The 17,464-nt window shown below is 36.8% G+C and carries 13 protein-coding genes; 10 read left to right on the forward strand and 3 right to left on the reverse strand.

The window, feature by feature from the left end; translation table 11 throughout:
* Positions 1 to 342 precede the first annotated feature (342 nt).
* Both QH639_RS04520 and QH639_RS04525 read left to right on the forward strand, forming a co-directional pair.
* Positions 343 to 1,611 carry an L-lactate MFS transporter gene (locus tag QH639_RS04520; RefSeq protein ID WP_004226054.1) on the forward strand — a complete coding sequence of 423 codons (1,269 nt, stop codon included), beginning with the start codon at positions 343 to 345 and terminating at the stop codon, positions 1,609 to 1,611.
* A 269-nt stretch (positions 1,612 to 1,880) separates the two neighbouring features.
* Positions 1,881 to 2,573 carry an AIM24 family protein gene (locus tag QH639_RS04525; RefSeq protein ID WP_036118779.1) on the forward strand — a complete coding sequence of 231 codons (693 nt, stop codon included), beginning with the start codon at positions 1,881 to 1,883 and terminating at the stop codon, positions 2,571 to 2,573.
* Between the two features lie 41 nt (positions 2,574 to 2,614).
* Here QH639_RS04525 and QH639_RS04530 read toward each other — a convergent pair whose 3' ends face one another.
* On the reverse strand, positions 2,615 to 3,865 hold the full coding sequence (locus QH639_RS04530) for a BaiN/RdsA family NAD(P)/FAD-dependent oxidoreductase (RefSeq protein ID WP_259419430.1): 1,251 nt from the start codon (positions 3,863 to 3,865) through the stop codon (positions 2,615 to 2,617).
* Positions 3,866 to 4,152: 287 nt separating this feature from the next.
* Here QH639_RS04530 and asnB point away from each other — a divergent pair, with 287 nt between their 5' ends.
* The 4 genes from asnB to QH639_RS04550 all read left to right on the forward strand — a co-directional run bounded on the left by asnB (position 4,153) and on the right by QH639_RS04550 (position 10,287).
* Positions 4,153 to 6,003: an asparagine synthase (glutamine-hydrolyzing) gene (gene asnB / locus QH639_RS04535; RefSeq protein WP_131521294.1), complete on the forward strand. Its 1,851-nt coding sequence runs from the start codon at positions 4,153 to 4,155 to the stop codon at positions 6,001 to 6,003.
* A gap of 263 nt (positions 6,004 to 6,266) precedes the next feature.
* On the forward strand, positions 6,267 to 7,880 hold the full coding sequence (locus QH639_RS04540; RefSeq protein ID WP_081011001.1) for a putative polysaccharide biosynthesis protein: 1,614 nt from the start codon (positions 6,267 to 6,269) through the stop codon (positions 7,878 to 7,880).
* A 10-nt stretch (positions 7,881 to 7,890) separates the two neighbouring features.
* On the forward strand, positions 7,891 to 8,604 hold the full coding sequence (locus tag QH639_RS04545) for a pseudouridine synthase (protein WP_131521295.1): 714 nt from the start codon (positions 7,891 to 7,893) through the stop codon (positions 8,602 to 8,604).
* Between the two features lie 165 nt (positions 8,605 to 8,769).
* Positions 8,770 to 10,287: a diguanylate cyclase domain-containing protein gene (locus QH639_RS04550; RefSeq protein WP_131521296.1), complete on the forward strand. Its 1,518-nt coding sequence runs from the start codon at positions 8,770 to 8,772 to the stop codon at positions 10,285 to 10,287.
* A 58-nt stretch (positions 10,288 to 10,345) separates the two neighbouring features.
* Here the strand turns inward: QH639_RS04550 and QH639_RS04555 are convergent, their stop codons facing one another.
* Together QH639_RS04555 and QH639_RS04560 are read right to left on the reverse strand one after the other, a co-directional pair.
* Complete coding sequence (locus tag QH639_RS04555) at positions 10,346 to 11,515, reverse strand: MDR family MFS transporter (RefSeq protein ID WP_281115684.1); 1,170 nt, start codon at positions 11,513 to 11,515, stop codon at positions 10,346 to 10,348.
* A 395-nt stretch (positions 11,516 to 11,910) separates the two neighbouring features.
* A complete protein-coding gene (locus tag QH639_RS04560; RefSeq protein ID WP_004226074.1) occupies positions 11,911 to 12,132 on the reverse strand; it encodes a DeoR family transcriptional regulator in 222 nt (73 codons plus the stop codon).
* A 357-nt stretch (positions 12,133 to 12,489) separates the two neighbouring features.
* On the opposite strand from QH639_RS04560, the gene pepV reads away from it, so the two are divergent.
* The 4 genes from pepV to hisD all read left to right on the forward strand — a co-directional run bounded on the left by pepV (position 12,490) and on the right by hisD (position 17,437).
* On the forward strand, positions 12,490 to 13,896 hold the full coding sequence (gene pepV, locus QH639_RS04565) for a dipeptidase PepV (RefSeq protein ID WP_131521297.1): 1,407 nt from the start codon (positions 12,490 to 12,492) through the stop codon (positions 13,894 to 13,896).
* 27 nt (positions 13,897 to 13,923) lie between these two features.
* The gene (dat, locus tag QH639_RS04570; RefSeq protein WP_131521298.1) at positions 13,924 to 14,775 is read left to right on the forward strand and encodes a D-amino-acid transaminase; all 852 of its coding nucleotides are present in this window, start codon (positions 13,924 to 13,926) and stop codon (positions 14,773 to 14,775) included.
* A 138-nt stretch (positions 14,776 to 14,913) separates the two neighbouring features.
* On the forward strand, positions 14,914 to 15,900 hold the full coding sequence (locus tag QH639_RS04575; protein WP_281115685.1) for a LacI family DNA-binding transcriptional regulator: 987 nt from the start codon (positions 14,914 to 14,916) through the stop codon (positions 15,898 to 15,900).
* A gap of 253 nt (positions 15,901 to 16,153) precedes the next feature.
* Positions 16,154 to 17,437: a histidinol dehydrogenase gene (hisD, locus tag QH639_RS04580; protein WP_131521299.1), complete on the forward strand. Its 1,284-nt coding sequence runs from the start codon at positions 16,154 to 16,156 to the stop codon at positions 17,435 to 17,437.
* The last annotated feature ends 27 nt before the right edge of the window (positions 17,438 to 17,464 follow it).

Consider the following 17,464-nt stretch of genomic DNA (forward strand, 5'->3'; position numbering starts at 1 on the left):
TAATAGAATTAATATTCTAATTAAGATTTTATTCATAAACAGTATGTGAATATATACACAAAATTAATTATTCAAGAATAATTAATATATAACGATAAAGTAGAGTAGAAAAATAATAAAATCTAGTATATGTAGATTTTTTAGTTTGTAAAACTTTATTTTTCTTAGAGGCTGTAAGGTTTGTTTGATTTTAATTTTTAAGAAAAGAATAAAAAACTTTTTGGAGAAATAATATTTTTTAGAAAAACATCTTGCATTTGAATAATTCTAAGTGGTAAATTGTTTTACATGGACGTTCATAGAATTTTCACAGGTAGCAAAAGAGGGGAGAAATGAGAATTTATGAATAAAAATAGATGGTTAATTGCATTATCTGCAATCGCTATTCACCTTTCAATCGGTGGAGCCTATGCATACAGTGTATACAAGCTACCGATTGTCACAGAAATGGGATGGAGTGAAACAAAGGTAACGATTGCCTTTACCATTATGATGGGATTAGCTGGTTTCTCAGCTGCATTATTTGGTAGTTTAGTAGAAAAAATGGGACCACGTAAATCGGCGATGGTAGCAGCTGTCTTATTTGGAGCAGGACAAGCTGGTGCTGGTGTAGCCATTTCAATGGATTCTGTTGTCATGTATTGGTTAACATATGGTGTTCTTAGTGGATTAGGAATGGGGATTGGCTATATTGCACCTGTATCAACACTTGTAAAATGGTTCCCAGACCGTCGTGGTCTAGCAACAGGTATGGCCGTACTTGGTTTTGGATCGGGTGCACTTATTACAGCACCAGTCGCAGCCAACTTAATGGAGGCAGTTGGCATTTCTACAACATACTTTATTCTAGGGGCAAGTTACTTCACGTTAATGATTTTAGGGGCTTCATATATAGCACCACCTAAGCCAGGTTATATGCCTGCTAATATGAAAGCAGCTGCCAATAATGGTAAGGACGTAGTGAAGAAAGATTTAGCTGTTATGTCAGCACGAGAAGCTGTTAAAACAAAGCACTTCTGGATGCTTTGGTCCATGCACTTAGTTAATGTAACAGCAGGGATTATGATGATTTCTGTTGCTTCACCAATGGCACAGGAAATTGTCGGTCTATCAGTAGCAGGTGCTGCCGCAATGGTAGGAATTATGGGGTTATTTAATGGTGGTGGTCGTTTAATCTGGGCCGCTGTGTCTGATTATATCGGTCGTTCTAACGTTTTCGTTATTTTCTTTACTGCACAGCTAATCACATTTATCGTTTTACCACATACAACTAACGTAATTATTTTCCAAGCACTTATCTTCTTAGTTGTTAGTTGCTATGGTGGTGGGTTCTCAAATCTACCTGCATTTGCAAGTGATTTATTTGGCACAAAGCAACTTGGTGTGATTCATGGCTATTTATTAACAACATGGTCATTGGGTGGAGTTTTTGGACCATTGTTAGTAAGTGCAATCAAAAATGCGTATGGAAGCTATATTCCTGTATTCTATGTATTCGCAGGTTTAATCGCAGCTTCATTGATTATTTCCTTAACGTTACGTGCAGATGTACGTAAGCAAACAGCTTTAAAAGCAGCACAAAATGTTGGAGATGTATCTGCTACACAATAATATGAACTTTCAATTTACTATATAGGTGTCATTTCGTGGATGGCACTTATATAGTTATTTTTTCGAAGTGCTTGTTATATAACAAGCGTATTTTCTTTGTTTAATGTATAACAGCACATGTCTGATGTCAATAACATTACTGGAAATAAAGTGATTTCGTTATTAAAAGAGATATTTTGTAACGAAATGTACAGTGAGGAACAATCCATTAAAAATTGAATCTTTTCTCAAAGATCAACGTATATAAAGTAATTAGGGAGGGATCAATCATGGGGAAATTTTCTTTAGATGAATTTGTTCATAAAACACAGCAGGACGATAATGAGAATGATTATTTTGAATTGGAAACTGAACGTGTATTAGAGGTTAATCTAAACGGTGAAGTGTGGTCAAAAATGGGCGCTATGATTTCCTACACAGGTGATATTAAATTTGAACGTGAGCGTGTGTTAGAGCATGGTCTTGGCAAAATGTTTAAAAAGGCTTTAACGGGTGAAGGTACGCAATTGATGAAAGCTAGCGGAAAGGGCAGACTCTATTTAGCGGACCAAGGGAAGAAAGTAACTGTTTTTGATTTGAAAAACGACAGTATTTGTGTCAATGGCAATGATTTACTTGCCTTTGAGCCTAGCATCGAATGGGATATACGTTTGATGCGTAAAATGGCTGGCATCATGTCAGGTGGCTTATTTAATGTAACCCTTCAAGGAACAGGGAAGGTTGCGATTACAACTCATTTTGAGCCACTGACATTATTAGTGAAACCAGGTGAAACTGTATATACAGATCCACATGCTACTGTCGCATGGTCAGGCAACTTAACACCTGAATTTAAAACAGATATTAGCTTCCGTACATTTATCGGCCGAGGCAGTGGAGAATCCATCCAAATGGCGTTTTCTGGTGAGGGCTTTGTTATTATCCAACCATTTGAAGAAGTTTATATGTCTAGTGAAAGCTAAAAAAGCGTGTCCGTTGTTCCACGGACACGCTTTTTCTCCTATTATAATGCCGCATGCATTCCTGCAATACGTCCCGTTACGAGGGCTGAAGTGATGTTATAGCCGCCTGTATAGCCATGAATATCAAGAATTTCTCCACAAAAGAACAGTCCTTCTTTTTTCTTTGAGGCCATTGTTTTTGGCTCGATTTCTTTTACAGAGACACCGCCACCTGTTACAAACGCCTTATCAAGTGACTGTGTGCCACTCACTGTTAACGTGAAGTTTACTAGTAAACGTGCTAGCTGACGAATTTTCTCTTGGGATAATTCAACGCCCGTCAATTGAACATCAATATGTGCTCGCTCACATAAGAACAAGAGCCATCGTTCAGGTGCTATGCCTTTCCAAACATTTTTCACAGCCTTTTTCGGATCTTCTTTTATTAATTTATTTAAATATTGTAGACATGTTTCTTCATTATAATGTACCAGTGTTTGAATACGCATTGTCACGGGCTCATAGCCTGTTTTCATTAATTCTTTCACAACGAATTGACTACAACGCAAAATAGCAGGACCACTTAAACCAAAATGGGTAAAGAGCATATCCATTTGATGGGTGACGAGTATCTTGCCTTTTTTATTTAGCACGGAGACAGCAACATCACGCAATGCTAGTCCTTGTAGCTCACGTGCTTGAATAAAATCTTCTTTTGAAATAACAGGAACTTCTGTTGGGAATAAGGTAGTGATTGTATGACCCGCACGTTCAGCCCAAGGATAGCCATCACCTGTTGAGCCTGTTTGTGGAACCGCCTTGCCCCCAACGGCTACAACGACTGCTTGACTACGGACTTCGGTGCCATCAGCAAGACGTACACCCAAAATTTTATCTTCATCCATTAGAAGCTTACTGACAGCTGTGTGTAAACGAACTTCAATATGAAGACGTTGTAGCTGTCTAATCAGCGCATCAACGACATCTTGTGCGCGATTGGATACAGGGAACATTCTACCGTGGTCCTCTTCCTTTAGGGCGACACCAAGCCCTTCAAAAAATGCAATTATATCTTCATTATTATAAACGGTAAATGGACTATAGAGAAAACGGCCATTACCGGGTATATGCTTCACAATTTCTTCAACAGGCAAACGATTTGTAACATTACAGCGTCCTCCGCCAGAAATGGCCAATTTCTTGCCTAGTTTTGTGCCTTTTTCTAACAATAACACCTTCTTTTTGCGCTCTCCAGCAGCAATCGCCGCCATTAAACCAGATGGGCCACCACCAATCACGATTACATCATACATAGTTAGAAACTCACTTTCTGTTCAAATTAGGAATCTTTCCTATTATACATGAAGTCTATATAGAGAGGGACTTTCTTTGACATTGAAAATAATAGAAAAGTGTTTTATAATTCTTTATCTCTTCTTTTGGGATGAAGAGCTTATACAGTAGAATGAAACACAATATTCTTTGTTATACAATTGGATGAATGAAAGTTTTCCTTTATTAGCATTGTCAGCATGAAATGAATGTCTTTTCGTGCTATTATGGTAAAGGTTATGCACTAAATTATGAGGTGAAAAATAGAATGTGCGGATTTATAGGTTATATTAATGGAACAAATGTGATTGATCATCATCAGACGATAGAAAATATGATGAATACAATTATTCACCGTGGACCAGATAGCGGTGGTATTCATAGTGACGATAAAGTAACGTTAGGTTTCCGTCGATTAAGTATTATTGACTTATCAGACGTAGCAAATCAACCATTATATAGTGCAGATGGTAATATTGTGCTTGTATTTAATGGAGAAATTTTTAACTTCCAAGAGCTGCGTGCAGATCTTATTGAAAAAGGTCATACGTTTAAAACGCAGTCGGATAGTGAAGTCATTATTTATGGCTATGTAGAATATGGCGTAGATTTTGTGAAGAAACTGCGTGGGATGTTCGCCTTCTGTATTTGGGATAAAAAGAATGATTTACAATTCATTGCGCGCGATGGCTTTGGGATCAAACCATTGTATTATTCTGAGCATACAACAGACGGTACGTTTATCTTTGGCTCTGAGATTAAATCGTTTTTACCACACCCATCATTTATTAAAGAGTTAAATAAACAGGCACTTCGCCCATATTTAACATTCCAGTATTCATCTATGGATGAAACATTCTTTAAAGGTGTCTTTAAATTACCACCAGCACACTATATGCTGATTCAAAATGGACAAAAGCAAATCGTGCAATATTGGGATAAAAAATTCCATGCAAAAGAAGCACCAATCGAAAAATATATTGAAGAAATTCGTTCAACTGTTAAAGAATCTGTAGAGGCCCATCAAATCAGTGATGTAAAAGTAGGTTCATTCTTATCGGGTGGTATTGACTCTAGTTATATTACGTCTTTATTACGCCCAGATAAATCCTTCTCAGTCGGGTTTGCGGACTATGAAGATATGTTCAATGAGACAAATCTTGCAAAAGATTTATCAGATACGTTGAATATTCAAAATGAACGTAGATACATTACCGCAGATGAGTGCTTTGAAGCGCTACCTAAAATTCAATGGCATATGGATGAACCACAATCCAATCCATCCTCAGTGCCACTTTACTTCCTTTCGGAGCTTGCTTCAAAAGATGTAACGGTTGTCCTATCAGGTGAAGGTGCTGATGAAATTTTTGGTGGGTATGCTTGGTATCAAAACTCTGGAAGAATGCAAAAATATGAAAAATTACCATTAGGTCTTCGTAAAACATTACGTGGAATGGCAGAAGCCCTACCGAAAAATCAATACACGAATTTCCTTATCAAAGGTGCTCAAACAGTAGAAGAGCGCTTTATTGGGGAAGCGGTAGTTTGGGATGAAGTGGATGCTATTAATGTTTTAAAGCCAGCTTATAAAAATGCGCCATCTGTAAAATCGATTACAAAACGTATTTATGATGAAGTACCTGGCGATGATGATGTGACAAAAATGCAGTATCTAGATCTAAATCTTTGGATGCCTGGTGATATTTTATTAAAGGCAGATAAAATGAGTATGGCACACTCAATTGAATTACGTGTACCATTTTTAGATAAAGAAGTAATGGAGTTAGCGAAAAATATTCCATCACGATACCGTGTGAATGATATCGATACAAAATATGTTCTACGTCAAGCTGCGCATCAGGAATTGCCAGAAGAATGGGCAAAGCGTCCGAAGCTTGGATTCCCAGTGCCAATTCGTCACTGGTTACGTGAAGAAAAGTATTACAGTATGGTAAAAGAAATGTTTACAACTGACTTTGCAAATGAATTTTTTGATACAAAACAATTAGTTGGCTATCTAGATGAGCACTACGAAGGGAAAGCAAATCGCGGTCGTTATATTTGGACAGTTTATGTATTCCTAGTATGGTATAAAAAGTTCTTTGTGGACATGGTATAAGAAATACCTAAATCGGTGGGGATGTTCAATTCCTCACCGATTATTTTAAGGCCTTTTTTCATCAAGTTTCTTTATGAATGAACTTTTTGGTGTTTTTATGCGTCTCATTTCCTATAAATATGTTAAGATTACAGTTGGTTTACTTTATTGCTCTTAGGGTGACAGCGCTTGCATATCGTTTGTTTTAAAACGAAAAAGTTTTATAAGTATCCTTTGAAGTGTTACGATAATAATATTTATTTTACAATGAATGGATGGGTATGATGTCCAATTTAATGAAAGGTACTGCGATATTAACAATGGGGATGTTTTTATCGAAGGTACTCGGATTAATTTATATTTTTCCGTTTTATGCAATTGTTGGCGAGAAGAACATTGCGCTTTACCAATATGCATATATTCCCTATTCAATTATGCTGGCAATCGCCATTTCAGGTGCGCCAATAGCCGTCTCTAAATTTGTATCCAAATATAATGCCATGGGAGATTATCAATCTGGTCGCAAGCTGATGAAATCGGGCATTCTTATTATGATGATGACTGGCTTTGCAGCATTTATTGCCCTCTTTTTACTTGCTACGCCAATTGCAGGGCTAGTTATTAAGAGTGAGGAACAGGTCTTTACAGTTGAACAAATTGCTTCAGTAATACGATGGGTTAGTTTTGCCTTAATCGTAGTACCATTTATGAGTCTATGGCGTGGCTTCTTCCAAGGCTACGACAAAATGGAGCCTACTGCCGTTTCACAATTGGTAGAACAAATTGTGCGGATTGTTGTGTTACTTGGTGGGTCGTTCCTAGTGGTGATTGTGTTTAAAGGAAAACCAGAGACAGCCATCTCCTTTGCTGTGTTTGCTGCATTTATCGGGGCAATCGGTGGATTAGGTGTTCTTTATTATTACTGGAAAAAATATCAGCCTGAATTTAACTTATTACGTAGCCAAAGTGTGACTTCCACACAGCTACCAATGTCCAATATTTATAAAGAAGTGATTACCTATTCCATCCCAATGGTGTTTGTAGGGGTGGCAAATCCGTTATTCCAATTAGTCGACATGCTTACGTTTAATGGAGCAATGACGTCCATTGGTTTAGCAGAAGTAACAGATACTTATTTATCAATGATTAACTTTATGACACATAAAGTTGTTATCATCCCTGTTATGCTAGCGACTGGATTTTCGATGGCGCTTGTACCAACAATTACAAAGTATTTTACACAGGGGGAGTATTTAGCCCTCCGCCATGCAATGGATAAAACCTATCAAATTTTAATCTTTATTACATTGCCAGCTGTGGTTGGTATTTCTCTATTAGCCAATGAAATTTATTTTATGCTTTATTCAGAAAGCGAAATGGGGGCAACCATTTTAGCGCATTATGCACCTGTTGCGATTTTATTTGCGTTATTCCAAGTCACAGCAGCCTTACTTCAAGGCATTGATTTTCAAAAGTGGATTGTTTTCAGCTTATTATCTGGAATTTTCGTAAAACTAGCATTAAATATTCCTTTAATTCGCTGGTTAGAGGCAGATGGTGCTATAGTAGCTACAGCTATTGGCTATAGTGTTTCGATTATCATTAATATGCTTGTGTTACGAAAAACATTGAATTATCGATCAGAAATGGTTGTGCGTCGTGTCATGCTAATTGCTTTATTGACAATGGCGATGGCCATTAGCGTGCTGATTGTGCATAAATTATTGGAATTACTAATGGGACCAGTTGATAGTAAATTCTCAGCTTTATTATTCTCAATTATTTGTGCGGGTGTTGGTGCGGCTGTTTATGGCTTTTTATCATTACGCCTAGGTTTAGCCCAAAAGCTATTAGGTGAACGATTAACCCGTATTATGAGTAAACTGGGATTGAAATAGGAGTGGAACGATGCGTTTAGATAAATTACTAGCAAATATGGGGTACGGCTCTCGTAAGGAAGTGAAGCAGCTATTAAAGCAAAAAGCAGTCACAGTAGACGGTGCTTATGTCAAGGACGCAGCTTTACACGTAGATCCAGAAAAGCAAATTGTATCAGTGTTTGGAGAGCGCGTTGTTTATACAGAATTTGTTTATTTTATAATGAATAAACCACCTGGTGTTATTTCTGCCACTGAAGATTTAAGAGATGAAACAGTCATTGATTTATTAGAGCCATTACATCAGCATTTTCAACCGTTTCCTGTGGGTCGATTAGATAAAGACACAGAAGGGTTGCTCTTATTAACAAACGATGGTCAATTAGCTCATAATTTATTGTCTCCCAAAAAGCATGTGCCGAAAGTTTATTACGCACAGATTGAAGGCGTTGTGACAGAAGAAGATGCCGAGAAATTTGCAAATGGTGTTGAGCTAGATGATGGCTATGTTACAAAGCCTGGAAAGCTTGTGATCTTAAAGTCTGCACAGCAATCTGAAATAGAGCTAACGATTCAAGAAGGCAAATTTCATCAGGTAAAGCGAATGTTTGAGGCTGTAGGAAAACGTGTAACATATTTAAAGCGTATTTCTATGGGAAGCCTGATATTAGATGAAAATCTAGCGTTAGGTGAATATCGTGAACTCACTACTGAAGAGCTAAACGGTTTACAAAACAATCATTAAACATATTATTCCCCGATGTCTCACATAGCATCGGGGATTTTAATATACAGTAATATGACTGTAACTGTATAATATGAAATGAGTTATTGTGATATAGTCATAGAATGTATCATATTTGAAATGTTCCCCAAAAGACGATGGTATAAATAAGTAGAGGACAATTAAATGAAGAACCTGCGTATTAAATTATTACTATCTTTAATAGCATTTGCAGTCATACTTGTTGCTGTTATTTCATATGTGAACCGGCAAATACTGGTAACAGAGATAGAGAAACAAGTGAGCATGAATAAAATATTAATTGAAAATCATATTTTGACAGATATGCAAACTGTTGATAACGCCCATTTTTATTTTGATAATAATATGTCAGACAAAATGGAACAGGAGCTTAGACAGTTAAAAAACTATTACCATGAAAACCCTAATGTAGCTACTTGGGATTTGCAGCAAATGAAAAAGAAGCATGGCATGGATATTTACATAGTGGATCAATCCAATACAGTGGTTTACACGACTTTTGCCAAAGATATTGGCTTGGATTTCTCGCTTTGCTGTCAACGTTTTTCTACTTTATTGGATGAAAGGCGCGCTAGCGGCGAATTTTTTACAGATGGAATTGATATTTCAACATCAACAGGCGAATATCGAAAATTTGGCTATCTAGCAACACATGATAAGAAATATTTGTTTGAGTTAGGTATAGACCTACTAAATGATCCTGTCTTCCAAACCTTTAATTTTGAGAAAACTGCACAGTACTTAATTGGTAAGTATATTGATTTAGTGGATGTGCAAGCCATTAATGCAGGTGGCGTTTTCTTTAATGATTCGAGATCAAAGAAAATCACTGTACAGGAGCAATCTAAGAAATTTCAAGAATACTTCGAGCTAGCAAAGAAAACAATGGAGCCAGTTGAGTATGAAAAGGCATTAGACAATGGTTATATAGAAACACATCGTTTTCTGCCCTATGAAGCAGAGACAGTCAGAGGGGAGTCATCCAAAAGAATTGTCTATGTGAAATTTATCAATTTCACTAAAATGGAAGCTCTCCAAAAAAATACGAAACAATTTTGGATTCTACTGTTTATCGCCCTACTAACATCCTTTATTATGCTGTTAGTTATTAATAAAATTTTATCTAAAACAATACACCTAGCTACCTTCGATCCGTTAACTGGTGTCTATAACCGTGCTACATATATTAGGAAAATTGATAATTTATTAAGAAAAAGAAAATTGAATGTGCCAGGTTTATTGTTAATTGATTTAGATAACTTTAAACAAGTAAACGATCAATTTGGTCATGTAGAAGGAGATCATATCCTCATTCAAACAGCAAAGATTTTAAAGCATGTTGTGAAACAAAGTGGCTTTGTCGTACGCTTCGGTGGGGATGAATTTGCCATTGTTTTATACGATACAACAGAGGAACAGATGCAACACATGGCAGAGGCCATTTTGACTCAAATAAGGTCAGTTAGATATGATGGCCATGCTAGCGAGAAATGGTCTGTGTTGTCTGTGAGTATGGGCGGAGCCATTTATAACCATGCTGAGGATACAGAAATGAGCTTATTTGAACGGGCCGATAAAGCGCTTTATCAATCCAAAAATGCTGGTAAGGATCAATATTCTAGTTTTGCAGAGGTCGCTGCTGACGAGGGTTATAATAGTTAAAAAACGCCCCATTCTATCGATAGCATAATTAGCTATTTTGATAGCAATGGGGCGTTTATTAATGAGCAGCTATTTTTGTTCTATAAAAGATACAACTACATAAAACAAGAACAGCGATGACTGGAAACATAGCGTTCATATAATGCGTCAAGAGCAAACCGCCTATTATTGGGCCAATAAAGCCACCTAAATTTTTAAATTGTGCAGCACCTAAATAGGTTGCCTTTTGAGTATCTGGCGCAATTTCATCAATCATGACATTCATTGTAGGGAAGGCAAAGATTTCACCTATGGTAAAAATAATCATGGCAATGATATAGAGTGTATAATTATTGGAGAATCCAAACATACATAATCCAATAGCAAAGAACAGTACACCTACTAATAATGTTGCTGTAGATGAAAAACGCTCTGATACTATACTAATAGGTAATTGTAGTAATAACACCACTGCTGCATTAAGAGAGATTAATAACGAATAAAGTTTTGCGCCTTCATCAATCTTTAATTCGATAATTTGTGGTAGCGTTGAGTCAAATTGCGAGTAACCAATATTGATTAAAATGGCTCCCAATATGAAGCTAAGTAGCACACGATTTGTCAAAAGAATTGTGAATGTACTGAGTATTTTTGTTTGTGTAACCGCTTTGGGTTGCTGCATTTGATAGCGATTTAAGACAAAAAATAAAAAGACTGCGTAAATAATATACATCATCCCTGTCAGCATAAAAGGGATACTGGGACTGGAGAGCTGTGAGATATACACGCCAATAATAGGACCAATAACCGCCGCAATATTAATGGCCGTATAACGTAAGGAAAATAGTCTTTTTCGCTTATCGGCAGGTGTAAAGTCAATCATCAATGCCTGTGTGGAAGGTTCAAAAAATGATCGACAAAGACCATTCAAAGCATTGAATAGAATAAAAAGCCAAACAGCATGAACCGTTGCGAAGCCAAAGAACACAAGACTCCAAACGATAATTGTTAATAGAATAACGCTTTTTCTACCAAAGCGATCTGTTAAATAACCCCCGAAAAATCCACCTACTGTGGAAATGAGCGGCGCGATACCAATGGTCAATCCAATTTGTAAGGGAGAGGCTTGAATTTCATTATGTAAATAAATAGCTAAAAAAGGCATTGCCATAAAGCTTGCAATACGTGTGAAAATTGTTCCACCTAAAATAATCCAAACTAATGGATGAAACAGCTTTGACAAAGTCATATAAAATCCTCCTCTCAACATTTAGAATGTTTCGAGTTTAACGGATTGTTAAGCAACTGTAAATAGTTAAAATAATCTTGAAAGAGCACAGAGCAGATAATGGCGCGTGGATTTATGTTGCTATGCTAAGATGTGAAGCGCAGATTGAAGGGTAAAGGAGCAATATAAATAATTGCTTTATATAGATGAATAGAAGTGAGATAAAAATCATCGCTTTACATAGATCGAAGATTGAAAAAGTGATGATAATAATGACTTTACACAGAAAGCAAGCTGGAAAAGTCAGTCAGCAAACTGGGTGAAAAATCTAATAATCTTCTAACGACAAAAAAGAATGACCCCGACGAAAGGTCATTCTTTTTCCATACATAATGCTTTACGTACAAAACGTAAAACTAAGACGTTAATTTTACTTTTTTCTTCGTCGTTGTCCATCTGCCTCGACTTGGACTCGTCACCAAATCGTTAAAGGCTAACACGTTCAAATCTCTTTGAACGGTGCGAGGAGTGATACTAAACTCTTCGACTAAATCCTGTGTAGACACGGTTCCTTTGTCTAAAATAAACATGTACACGTCTTTAATACGATTAAGCATTCGATCAGTAGTTGGTTTCATTAAATGAACCACTCCTTCATCTTAATTCTCTTGGCAAAGACTAGCGGACGACAATATGTGCGGAGTGCACTTAGGCTAATAAGTAGCTGCCTTAGACATCCCCTTTTCTAATTTTATAGTCAGAACAATTATTCTGATAACTTTATTATATAGAAAAACTACTTAATTTTCTAGTGAATGCAAGAGAAATTTACAATTAATATATAAAATTTATACTGTATTTTGTGGGAATACGTGAAAAACGTGCTATATATGGTAGTGACAGTAGAAGTTACTGAAAATAGTTGTCAGAAAGCTGATTGTCATATATGTTGTAAGGTGTAGAATAATGTTAATACTTTGAAGGAGGTACATGGTATGGATTGGTTACAAGCTGCAAAAGAAAGGCAAGACGAATTAATACAAGAGTTACAGGAGCTTGTGCAAATAAATAGTGTGCTCGATGAGGATACAATAACTACTGAAGTACCTTTTGGAGATGGTCCACTTCAAGCGCTTGAATGGTTACTAGCAAAAGGTCAAAATGAAGGCCTGCTCACGAAAAATGTTAATAATTATGCTGGACATATTGAAATGGGAACTGGTGAAGATTTACTTGGTATTTTATGTCATGTTGATGTTGTCCCAATTGGAGAAGAAGCAGATTGGACTTACCCTCCTTTCAGCGGCACAGTAGCTGATGGTAAATTATTTGCACGTGGTGCGATTGACGATAAAGGGCCTACGATTGCGGCATGGATGGCCATGAAGCTTGTGAAAGATGCAGGTATTCCGTTAGAAAAAAGAGTACGAATGATTATTGGTACAGACGAAGAAACAGGATTCCGCTGTGTCGACCACTATTTTAAACAGGAGGAAATGCCGACAATTGGTTTTGCACCAGATGCGGATTTCCCGCTCATCAATGCAGAAAAGGGCATTGCAGAGCTTGTGTTCTCTCAAAATAAAGTGGGTGATGCAACGAAAGAACAACTACTACTATTTAATGCAGGAAAGCGCCCAAATATGGTACCTGATTTTGCAAAAGCGACGATTCAGCACGTAACAGTATCATTCGAACAGAATTTTCAAACATTTTTAAGTAAAAATCAGCTAGAAGGCTCTTTATTAATGGAGGACTCTCGCTATATAATAACTATCAAAGGTAAAGCAGCCCATGCAATGGAACCAGATAAAGGTATCAATGCAGCTGTTTATCTTGCAGCATTTTTACAACAAGAGTTGACGACAGAAGCAAGTAAACAATTTGTCGACTTTATTGCAGATGTTTTTTATCAGGATCATTATGGTAGTCAGCTCGATCTGCAGTTTGAGGATACAATGTCAGGACAAACAACATTAAATCCAGGGATCGTAAGCTATAATGTCCATAAAGGCGGCAGTTTAGTAATTAGTATGCGCTATTCAGTTTCCTATCCATTCGATGAAAAAATAACAGCAGCACAACGCTTAACGGTAGAAAAAGGGTTTTCTCTAGACATACAAGACGACTCCAAGCCACATTATGTCAGCGAAGATGATCCATTCATCCAGACATTAGCAGCTATCTATAGACGTCAAACAGGAGATACAGAAACACCTTTATTATCAACTGGTGGTGGGACGTATGCACGTGTGATGAAAAAAGGCGTGGCATTTGGCATGCTCTTCCCAGGGGAGCCAGATGTAGCGCATCGAGCGGATGAGTTTGTTGTCGTTGAAAACCTTGTAAAAGCAGCGGCAATTTATGCTGAAGCAATTGTTGAACTTGCAGGAAAAAAATAACTCAAAGACGAAAAGGATGAACAAAGCATGGCATATTCATTATGGAATGATCAAATTGTTGAAGAAGGATCCATTGTAGTATCACCAGAAGATAGAGGCTATCAATTTGGTGACGGTATTTATGAAGTAATCAAAGTTTATAACGGAAATATGTTTACAGCACAAGAGCATATTGATCGTTTCTATGCAAGCGCCGAAAAAATTCGTCTTGTTATTCCTTATACAAAAGACGTTTTACACAAATTATTACATGAGCTGATTGAAAAAAATAATCTTGATACAGGGCATGTTTATTTCCAAATTACACGTGGTGCCAATTCACGTAATCACGTTTTCCCAGATGCAAGTGTTCCAGCTGTATTAACGGGTAATGTGAAAGCTGGTGAACGTGCATATGAAAACTTTGAAAAAGGGGTTAAGGCTACGTTTGTAGAGGATATTCGTTGGTTGCGCTGTGATATCAAATCGTTAAATTTACTTGGTGCAGTATTAGCAAAACAAGAGGCAGCTGAAAAGGGCTGCTACGAAGCAATTTTACATCGCGGGGATATCGTAACAGAATGTTCATCAGCAAATGTTTATGGGATTAAAGACGGTAAGCTTTATACACACCCAGCAAATAACTTCATTTTAAACGGTATTACTCGTCAGGTCATTTTAAAATGTGCAGAGGAAATAAAGTTACCTGTTGTGGAAGAGCCAATGACAAAAGCTGATTTATTAACGATGGATGAAATCATTGTATCGTCTGTATCTTCTGAGGTGACGCCTGTTATTGATGTTGATGGAAACCAAATTGGTGCAGGTGTTCCAGGTGGATGGACGCGTCAATTACAACAAGCTTTTGAGGCGAAATTACCACTTTCTGTGGATGCCTAAGTAAACGAACTAAAAGACTACCTAGGACTTGCTTTCAGACAAGTTCTAAGGTAGTTTTTTTATAGAGAAAAAGAAGTTTTCAGTTCATACAACAAATTTGTTGAGATGAAATATGGATCGAAAGAGGTTATGTACATCATGAAACAAGGAATTACTGCCAAGGATGTAGCAAAATTGGCTGGTGTTTCACAATCTTCAGTATCAAGAGTTTATTTTGAAGGTGCGTCGGTATCTGCGAAAACAAGAGAAAAGGTTTTAGCTGCAGCTAAGGAGCTGGGCTATCGCCCGAATGAATTTGCACGAAGTTTGATTACTAACCAAACAAAAATAATTGGATTGGTAATGAAGGGCGTTCAAAACCCATTCTACCCACAAGTATTAAAGCAATTTACCACTTCTTTTAAAAAACATGGTTACAGTGTACTATTCGTTTATACCAATAATGATGAAATCCAAAAGGAAGATATCGAGACATTATTGAATTATAATGTGGCTGGTGTAGTTATTACGGATGCATCACTTTCTTTGTCAGTTACAGAAGATTTTATTAATTATCGTATACCATTAGTACTGTTTAATCGAAAAATAGATAATAATAAATTTTATTCCGTATGTTGTAACAATCATGAAGCAAGTAAGCAAATTGCTGAATATCTTTTAAGTATTGGTTGTACCAAGATGATCTATATTTCAGGGAATGAAAATACATCTACAAGTAGAGAACGAGAAACGGGATTTAGTGCTATTTTGCAGGGGAATAAAGTAAATTATAAAAAATATAATGCTGACTACACTTATGAAGGTGGGTACAATACCACCCAGCAAATTATAGAAAAAAAACAATTACCACATGCGTTTTTTGTGGCAAATGATATCATGGCGTTAGGTGTAGTGGATGCATTAAAGGAGCACGCAATTGCTATTCCAGATGAGACGAAAGTGATCGGTTTTGATAATATTGAGATGGCAGCTTGGCCAACATATAATCTCACAACATGGGAACAACCAATTACAGAGATGGTTGAAGAGACTGTCAAATACTTGCTTAGTGAAATTGAGGAATACTCCGGTGAAGCAAAAAATCTAGAAATTGACGGTTCACTTATTTTACGAAAAACAACATAGTGCAAAATTAAATTATGATTATTAAATAAGCATCATGCTATATCAAAATAGGATACATACAGTAATTTGTATGGCATCTTATGAGAATAATAGTATGATGCTTTCATTTTTTTCATAAGTTGTTTTGAAATAAATAATAAAAATAACGAAATTAATTTTTTATTGACAACCTTTTATATTTAGAATAATCTTACTTATATAATTTTTGCATACGTATGCAGAAATAAAAAATGAACATAAAGGGGAAATAATTATGGTTAAAGTATTAAAATTTGGAAAGTCAAAAGAAGAAGTAAATGCAAACGATTCAAAAGTTTCTATCATTGTTTCGGAAGCTATTAAGGATATAGAGGCACGAGGAGATCAAGCGGTACGTGAACTATCGGAAAAATTCGATAAATGGTCTCCAGAATCGTTCCGCTTAACGCAAGAACAAATTAATGACATTGTATCTAAAGTCCCTAATGATGTGATTGAGGATATTAAATTTGCTCAAAAAAATATCCGTGAATTTGCAGAGGCGCAACTAGCTTCGTTACACGATGTGGAAGTAGAAAATATTCCTGGTGTAATTTTAGGTCACAAGAATATTCCAGTAAACAGTGTTGGATGTTACATACCAGGTGGACGCTATCCAATGGTGGCATCGGCACATATGAGTGTATTAACAGCTAAAGTAGCAGGTGTAAAACGAGTTATTGCATGTACACCTCCTATTAACGGGGAGATTCCACATGCCACAATTGCGGCAATGTCATTAGCAGGTGCTGATGAAATTTATCTTTTAGGCGGAATTCAAGCAATGGCAGCAATGGCAATAGGTACAGAAACAATCGAATCTGTAGACATGATTGTTGGACCAGGGAATGCTTTCGTTGCTGAAGCAAAAAGACAATTATATGGTCGTGTAGGAATTGACTTGTTTGCAGGTCCAACGGAAACTTTAGTGGTTGCTGACCATACAGCAGATGCTGAAATGATCGCTACAGACCTTCTTGGACAAGGCGAGCATGGACCAACTTCACCTGGTGCCCTTATTACAACATCTGAAAAACTTGCAGAAGAAACTGTTAAAGAAATTGAACGTCAATTGCAAACGTTACCAACAGCAGATGTTGCACGCGTTTCTTGGGAAGATTATGGCCAAATACTGCTAGTGGATTCTATCGAGGAAGCTAGAATCGAAGCAGATCGACTTGCCTTTGAACATGTAGAAATTTTAACGGAAGATCCAAATTACTTCCTGGACAATATGACAAACTATGGTTGCTTATTCTTAGGCCCAGAGACAAATGTTGCTTATGGTGACAAGGTCATTGGCACAAATCATACGTTACCAACTAAGGGTGCTGCTCGTTATACAGGTGGATTATGGGTTGGTAAGTTCATTAAGACTGTAACTTATCAAAAGGTAACACCAGAGGCAAGTGCTTACATTGGGGAATATGCTGCACGCCTTTGTCAACTAGAAAACTTTGCAGGTCATGCAGAGCAAGCCCTTCTACGTGTAAGAAGATACGGCAAAAAGAATAATTAATCTGACGGAAAGTAAGTGAAGATCATA

Source organism: Lysinibacillus sp. 1 U-2021 (assembly GCF_029916965.1).
Classification (GTDB): Bacteria; Bacillota; Bacilli; order Bacillales_A; family Planococcaceae; genus Lysinibacillus; species Lysinibacillus capsici.